Origin of the sequence: Campylobacter sp. BCW_6877 (assembly GCF_001762445.1) — a bacterium.
Lineage (GTDB): Bacteria > Campylobacterota > Campylobacteria > Campylobacterales > Campylobacteraceae > Campylobacter_D > Campylobacter_D jejuni.
Genome location: NZ_MJWW01000037.1, coordinates 35,338 through 42,347 on the forward strand (window position 1 = coordinate 35,338; position 7,010 = coordinate 42,347).

Annotated in this window: 5 protein-coding genes and 1 pseudogene; 5 read left to right on the forward strand and 1 reads right to left on the reverse strand. The window is 32.5% G+C overall.

Annotated features, from left to right (window positions below):
- The first annotated feature begins 274 nt into the window (after positions 1–274).
- From AJ936_RS05315 to AJ936_RS05340, 5 genes are read left to right on the forward strand one after another with little or no spacing between them, the layout of a single operon-like run.
- Positions 275–988: a molecular chaperone gene (locus AJ936_RS05315; RefSeq protein ID WP_002862163.1), complete on the forward strand. Its 714-nt coding sequence runs from the start codon at positions 275–277 to the stop codon at positions 986–988.
- The gene (locus AJ936_RS05320) at positions 963–1,154 is read left to right on the forward strand and encodes a twin-arginine translocation signal domain-containing protein (RefSeq protein WP_002862162.1); all 192 of its coding nucleotides are present in this window, start codon (positions 963–965) and stop codon (positions 1,152–1,154) included. Before AJ936_RS05315 ends, AJ936_RS05320 begins: the two co-directional genes overlap by 26 nt.
- A complete protein-coding gene (locus AJ936_RS05330; RefSeq protein WP_079860826.1) occupies positions 1,154–3,958 on the forward strand; it encodes a formate dehydrogenase subunit alpha in 2,805 nt (934 codons plus the stop codon). The genes AJ936_RS05320 and AJ936_RS05330 overlap by 1 nt, the downstream gene beginning before the upstream one ends.
- Positions 3,955–4,596, forward strand: a complete 642-nt coding sequence (fdh3B, locus tag AJ936_RS05335; RefSeq protein ID WP_002851264.1) for a formate dehydrogenase FDH3 subunit beta — start codon at positions 3,955–3,957, stop codon at positions 4,594–4,596. Before AJ936_RS05330 ends, fdh3B begins: the two co-directional genes overlap by 4 nt.
- Positions 4,593–5,525 carry a formate dehydrogenase subunit gamma gene (locus tag AJ936_RS05340; RefSeq protein ID WP_002867229.1) on the forward strand — a complete coding sequence of 311 codons (933 nt, stop codon included), beginning with the start codon at positions 4,593–4,595 and terminating at the stop codon, positions 5,523–5,525. The genes fdh3B and AJ936_RS05340 overlap by 4 nt, the downstream gene beginning before the upstream one ends.
- Before the next feature lie 621 nt (positions 5,526–6,146).
- Here AJ936_RS05340 and capC read toward each other — a convergent pair.
- Positions 6,147–7,010: pseudogene (capC, locus tag AJ936_RS05345) on the reverse strand (autotransporter adhesin CapC); the annotation flags it as partial.

A 7,010-nucleotide genomic window follows, 5' to 3' on the forward strand; every position in this document is an offset into this window, starting at 1 on the left:
TTTTATTTGGAAGAGAATCAAAGATATAAATTTTATGCAAAGTATTTTATTTTTTCAAATATAAAATCAACTCAAATATCTAATTTTCAATATTTTGGTATGATTTTTTAATATTTTAAATCCTTGTGGAATTTTATTGAAATTCAGTGATTTTTAAATCAAATAGTATTAAGATAAATCGATTTAAAAATCGGCTTTAAAATGAATATTAGGTATATTTTGCATAATATTCATTCAAGCAAAATTTAAAGCTATTTTTGAAAATTTTGAATGCATGGGGGCTTTAATGGATTTGGAAAAATTAAGATTAGCTAGAAGTCTTTATTATCAATGTCTAGGAGAGCTTTTTGTTTTTTCATTTTCTGAAGAAAGATTGTCAAAATTACAAGAGTATTTAAAGACAATGCAAGAATGTTTATTTGATGAAAATTTAAAATCAAATTTTGATATCTTGCTTAAGCATTTAGATGATGAAAATTCTATACAAGCATTTTTTAAAGAATATGATTTGCTTTTTTTAAGTCTTAAAAATAGCATTCCAACGACTTTTTCTTACATGGAAGAAGGTTTTGAAAATTCAAATCCTTTACTTTGCGTGCGTCAAATTTTAGTCAAAAGTAAAATAAGACGCAATGAAAAATTTTTTAAAGAAAGTGAAGATAGTGTTGGATTTTGTTTATTGTTAATGAGTGAATTTTTAAGGCAAAATGAAGATGATTTAGCCAAAGAGCTTTTTGAAAAAGTGATCAATAAAAGCATTGATGAGTTTTTAGGCGATGTTTTCATGAATAAAAATGCGAATTTATATAAGGAAATTGCAAGTATTGCATCGGCTTTTATGGAATTTGAAAGACTTTGCTTTGAAGTGGAAAAACCTGCAAAAATAAATTCTAAAAAAGTGCAAAACGATCTATCGCGTTCAGAATTTTTAAGAAGAGAAGCAAATAAACAAAGGAGGACTCGTGAAAAATCGCAGGGAATTTCTTAAAAAATCCGCTTTTGCCTTAGGGGCTGCTGGAGTGCTTGGTAGCACGACTTTAGCTCTAGCTAAAGATAAAGAAAGAAAAGATTTGGTTAAAGGTAAAAGTAAGAAAAAAGAAGTGCTTTTTCAAAGAAGTGCTAATTGGGAAAATTATTATATAAAGGCTGAGTAATGTCAAGTGTAGGTGAAAATATCAAGCTTACGCGTCGTTCTTTTCTTAAAATGGCAGCACTTTCAAGCTTAGCAACACCGTTGCTTGCTAGAAGTGAAACTTTAAGAGAAGCGAGTGCTGATGAGCTTAAAGAAGCTTATGAAGGTAGTAAAAAAGTAAAAACGGTTTGTACAGCCTGTTCTGTAGGCTGTGGGATTATTGCAGAAGTGCAAAATGGTGTTTGGGTGCGTCAAGAAATCGCTCAAGATCATCCTGTGAGTTCAGGTGGACATTGCTGCAAGGGATCTGATATGATCGATATGGTGCGTTCACATGTGCGTTTAAAATATCCTATGAAAAAAGAAAATGGAGAATGGAAACGCATAAGTTATGAACAAGCTTTAAGTGAGATCGGAGAAAAACTAGCTGCTTATCGTAAAGAAAATCCTGAAAGTGTTATGTTTTTAGGTTCTGCAAAAATGAGCAATGAACAAGCTTATTATGTGCGTAAATTTGCAGCGTTCTTTGGAACAAACAATGTAGATCATCAAGCTAGAATTTGACACAGCGCAACAGTCGCCGGTGTGGCGAATACATTTGGTTATGGCGCTATGACAAACCATCTTGGAGACATTCAAAGAAGTAAATGTATCATTATCATTGGGGCAAATCCAGCGGTAAATCATCCTGTGGGTTTTAGACATTTCTTAAAAGCAAAAGAAAAAGGTGCAAAGCTTATCGTTGTAGATCCTAGATTTACAAAAAGTGCGGCAAAAGCGGATATTTATGCAAGAATTCGTCCAGGAACTGACATTGCTTTCATGTATGGAATGCTAAAAATCATCTTTGATGAAGGCTTAGAAGATACAAAATATCTTGATGAAAGAGTTTTTGGAATTGATAAAATTCGTGAAGAAGCAGCAAAATGGACAGCTGAAGAAGTAGAAAATGTTACGGGAATTTCTAAAGAACTTTTGGTGCAAATCACTCACGAAGTAGCTAAAAACAAACCAACTACGCTTATTTGGGCTATGGGTTTAACTCAACATACTGTAGGAACTTCAAATACACGTTTAGCACCTATTGTGCAAATGGTACTTGGAAATATAGGTAAATTTGGTGGCGGAGTTAATATCTTACGCGGACACGATAATGTTCAAGGTGCTTCGGATATGGCTTGTTTGAGTGAAAATTTACCTGGTTATTATCCTTTAAATGAAGCGACTTGGAGATACTATGCCAAAATTTGGGGTGTGGATTATGAATGGCTTTTAGGAAATTTTGTAAGTAAAGATTGGATGCATAAAACCGGACTTTCACTTGCTAGATGGTGGGCAGCAGCTTTAAATGGAAAAGATGGAAATGATGCTATCGATAATGCAGGAACGCCTTTAAAAGCTTTAGTAGTTATGGGAAATGGTATCACTTCAACCGCACAACAAGTAAAAGTTAAAGAAGGTTTGGAAGCTTTAGAGCTTTTAGTTTTGGCTGATCCTTTTGTAAATGAAGCAGGGATTATCGCAGAAAGAAAAGATGGGATTTATCTTTTACCTGCAGCAACACAGTTTGAAACAAGCGGAAGTGTAACAGCTACAAATCGTAGTGGACAATGGAGATTTAAGGTTGTAGATCCACTTTATGAAAGCATGGAAGATCAAGAAATTTTATTTGAGCTTTCTAAAAAATTAGGTTTTTATGAAGACTTTACCAAGACTTTACGCGATGAAAAAGGTGAGATCGTTTGGCCTGAAAATGCAACAAGAGAAATTGCAAAAGCAGTTAGAAGTATAGGGCTTAATGGTTGGAGTCCTGAAAGGCTTAAAAAACATACTTTATACTGGGATAAATTTGATGAGGTAACTTTAGAAGGAAAAGACGAAGTTGCTGGCGAGTATTACGGGCTTCCTTGGCCTTGTTGGAGTGATAAGCATCCAGGTTCTCCTGTGCTTTATAATACCGACATTGAAGTAGCAAAAGGTGGTATGGGCTTTAGAAACAATTTTGGACTTGAGTATGAAGGAGAGAGTTTACTTGCTAAAAATGCGCCTTTAAATTCGCCTATTGATACAGGTTATCCACAAATTACTAAAGATAATATAGAAAAAGTTTTAGGCATTACTTTAAGTGCTCAAGAAAAAGAAAAAATGGGATCAACTTGGTCTTATGATGATAGCAATATCATAGCAACTAAATGTATAGAAAAAGGCATAGTTCCTTATGGAAATGCTAAAGCTAGAGCTGTAGTTTGGACTTTTAAAGATAAAATTCCACTCCACCGTGAGCCTTTACATTCTCCAAGAAACGATTTGGTGCAAAAATATCCAAGTTTTGAAGATCAAAAAGCACTTTATCGCGTGGATACTAAATTTGTTTCTGTACAACAAGCTAAGGATTATTCTAAAGAATTCCCGCTTAATCTTGTTACCGCAAGACTTGTGAATTTAAATGGTGCAGGTATGGAAAATAGAGCGTCTATGTATCTAACGCGTTTAACACCTGAAATGTTTTGTGAGATCAATCCTGAATTAGCAAAAGAGCAAGACATTAAAGCAGGAGATATGATTTGGGTACATTCTCCAGAAGGCACTAAAATTCATGTAAGAGTGAAGGTTAATCCAGGTGTAGCAAAAGATATGATTTTCTTGCCTTTCCATTTTACAGGAGTTATGCAAGGCGTGGATTTAACGCACAATTTCCCAGAAGGAACTAAGCCTTATGCAAGCGGAGAAAGTGCTAATACGGTAACAAATTATGGTTATGATATCATGTGTCAGATTCCAGAGACTAAAGGTGGGCTTTGTAGAATCAGTAAGGATGGAAAATGAGTAAGGTAAATTTTGCAAATTTAGAAAAAGAACGCTTGAAATTCTTTTGTGATAATGAGCGTTGTATTGATTGTAATGGTTGTGCGGTAGCTTGTGATGAAGCACATGAGCTTCCTATTCATATTCGCCGCCGCCGTGTGATTACTTTAAATGAAGGAATTCAAGGAAAAGAAGTTTCAACTTCTATTTCTTGTATGCATTGTGATGATGCTCCTTGTTCTATCGTTTGTCCTGTGGATTGTTTTTACATCCGTGCTGATGGTATTGTTTTGCACGATAAAGAAATTTGCATAGGTTGTGGATATTGTCTTTATGCTTGTCCTTTTGGTGCACCACAATTTCCAAAAGATAGTGTTTTTGGAAATAAAGGCATTATGGATAAATGTACTATGTGTGCAGGTGGCCCTGAAGCAACGAATTCAGAAAAAGAAAGAGAACTTTATGGTCAAAATCGTATCGCAGAAGGAAAAGTTCCTGTATGTGCTGCGATGTGTTCGACAAAAGCACTTTTAGTAGGTGAAAGTTCTAAAATAGAAGAGATTTATCATAATAGACTTATGAATAGAAATTATGGCATTCCAAATCCTTCAGAAAGTTTGGAGTGGAAGATTGCTTACACAGGAAAGGAACGCTTATGAGAAAAGTATTTGTAACGCTTTTGTTAAGCGTGGTAAGTTTATTTGCTTATGGTAGCGAGAGAATGGGACAAGATACTCAAATTTGGGATTTTCATCGTATTACAAATATCCCAAATTATGATACTTTTGGCAAACTTTGGACAACTTTGCAAGGTGAATATATAGCTACTATAGCTTTAATCGCTGTTATTGCGGTATTATCTGCATTTGCTTTGCATTATATGGTTATAGGACCTAAGCAATTTTCACACGATGGAAAGAAAATTTATGCTTTTACATTATTTGAAAGACTTTTTCATTTTATCGCGGCAATTTCTTGGGTGATTTTAGTGCCAACTGGTTTTGTGATGATGTTTGGGGCGACTTTTGGAGGCGGACTTTTTGTAAGGGTTTGTAAAAATTTACATGCTTTTGCAACGGTTTTATTTATCATCTCTATAATCCCTATGTTTTTATGGTGGATTAAAAGAATGCTTCCTGCAAGTTATGATATCAGATGGATGATGATAGTAGGTGGTTATTTAAGCAAAGTAAAACGTCCTGTACCTGCAGGTAAGTTTAATTTTGGTCAAAAATCTTGGTATTATATAGCTGTATTTGGTGGATTTTTGATGATAATTACAGGTGGATTTATGTATTTTCTTGATTTTAATTCCACGGCAATTCAAGGTCTTTTTGGTTTAACTCAAATTGAACTTTTAAGAATTTCAGCTATAGTGCATAATTTCTTGGGTATAGTGTGTGCAGTGTTTTTTGGCGTGCATATTTATATGGCAGTATTTGCAATCAAAGGCAGTATCCATTCTATGATTAGTGGTTATAAAGAAGAAGAAGAGGTTTATATTTTACATTCTTATTGGTATAAAGAATTAAGCAATAAAAAGCAAATTGAACCTAGTTTTTCTTATGATCCTAATGTGAAAATTTAATTTTTTATCAATCTCTCTTAGTTTAAGAGAGATTTTTAAATTTAAATATTTATAAAATTCTTATACTTAAATTCGATATTTTATATTAAGGACTTTTTTTCATTAATAAAATAAGTTTAATTAAATTAGATTTTTATTTTGGGGTGAGATTTGATCTAGGCTAAACTCTCTACCAAAGCCTAGTAAGAATTTGTGTTTAAAGATTGACTAAGTAAGGTTTTAACATATTTTATTGTTTGATTAAATTAGCTATAAGAATAAGAACAATTAAAGCAATTATAAATATTGTTCTTTAATCATTCTAATCTCCATAAACACTAGGTTTTTTAAACTTTAGCATTTTTTATCTTTTTTTATTAAGGAATATTATTAATTTTTAAGATGTTTTTAAATTTAGTCAAAGTAAAAGTGATTAAAAATATTTTAAAATAAATTTATTTCTAATTTAATTTCTTAAAAACATTTACATTTTAATCTACACTGCGTAGTAAAAAAGCGTGTTTGTTATATCTCTTTTAATCCTATGCACGGCAGAGATTGCCGTACTATATAGGTTAAAACTTTTAAATTCTTGTGTTTTAACAAGAATTTCGTTGTAAAGAATTCTCAAAAAGTTTAAGATTAAAATTTATACTTAAGTCCTACTTGACCACTTAAGTAAGTTTCATTTTTATTATCTACTTTACCTGCTAGTATTTGTTTAGCACCAAAGCCAAGATTCATACTGAGTTGATTTGTAAAATCTATATTACCCCCTACGATAATTTGCCCATATGTTTTTTTCTTGTTGTTAGCTTCTACACTAGTAAAGAAAGCATTATTTACAGCTAGGTTAGCTGTGTAATCATCACCACTATTGATAACAAATTGTTCTATTTTTGGAGTTACAAAAATATAAGAGTTTTCATTCATATATTTTCTAAATTCAGCACCCACTTCAACACTTACAGAATTGTTTTTCATAGAATCAATATCTTTAGCAATAGCACCATTTTCTGTATGAGATGGAGTATAACTAAAATAATAATTTATCCCTGCAAAAGGTTTGATAAATAAAGTATTATCACTAAAGTCAAACACACGACCTGCATTAGCACTAAGTCCTAAGAATTTGCTTGTATAATCTGAGTTATATGCACCATCTGTTTGAATATTGTCTTGTTTAGTTGGAGAAACTTGAGCATAAGCTTTAAGATTAAGTTCCCATTGTGGAGCTACATTGATAGTAGAATACATACCTAATTGGAAGTTATCACTTTTTTGTTCTAAATTATTGTCTTTGATTTTAGCATTTGCATAAGTAAAATAAGCACCCCATAAAACATTATCATTAGCTTGTTTATCTACCCCTACGGTAGCACCATACATTGCACCACTATCTCCATCGATAATGTTAGCACCACCAAAAGCATTAGCCCAAATACTATTGGTATATTCATTTACATAGCTTGGTCTCATATCACTATCTAAAGCAGCAAATTTAAG

Bases quoted from the DNA above. Each gene is read 5' to 3' on its own strand.
- AJ936_RS05315 (WP_002862163.1), top strand. From the start codon at position 275: ATGGGGGCTTTAATGGATTTGGAAAAATTAAGATTAGCTAGAAGTCTT.
- fdh3B (WP_002851264.1), top strand. From the start codon at position 3,955: ATGAGTAAGGTAAATTTTGCAAATTTAGAAAAAGAACGCTTGAAATTC.
- AJ936_RS05340 (WP_002867229.1), top strand. From the start codon at position 4,593: ATGAGAAAAGTATTTGTAACGCTTTTGTTAAGCGTGGTAAGTTTATTT.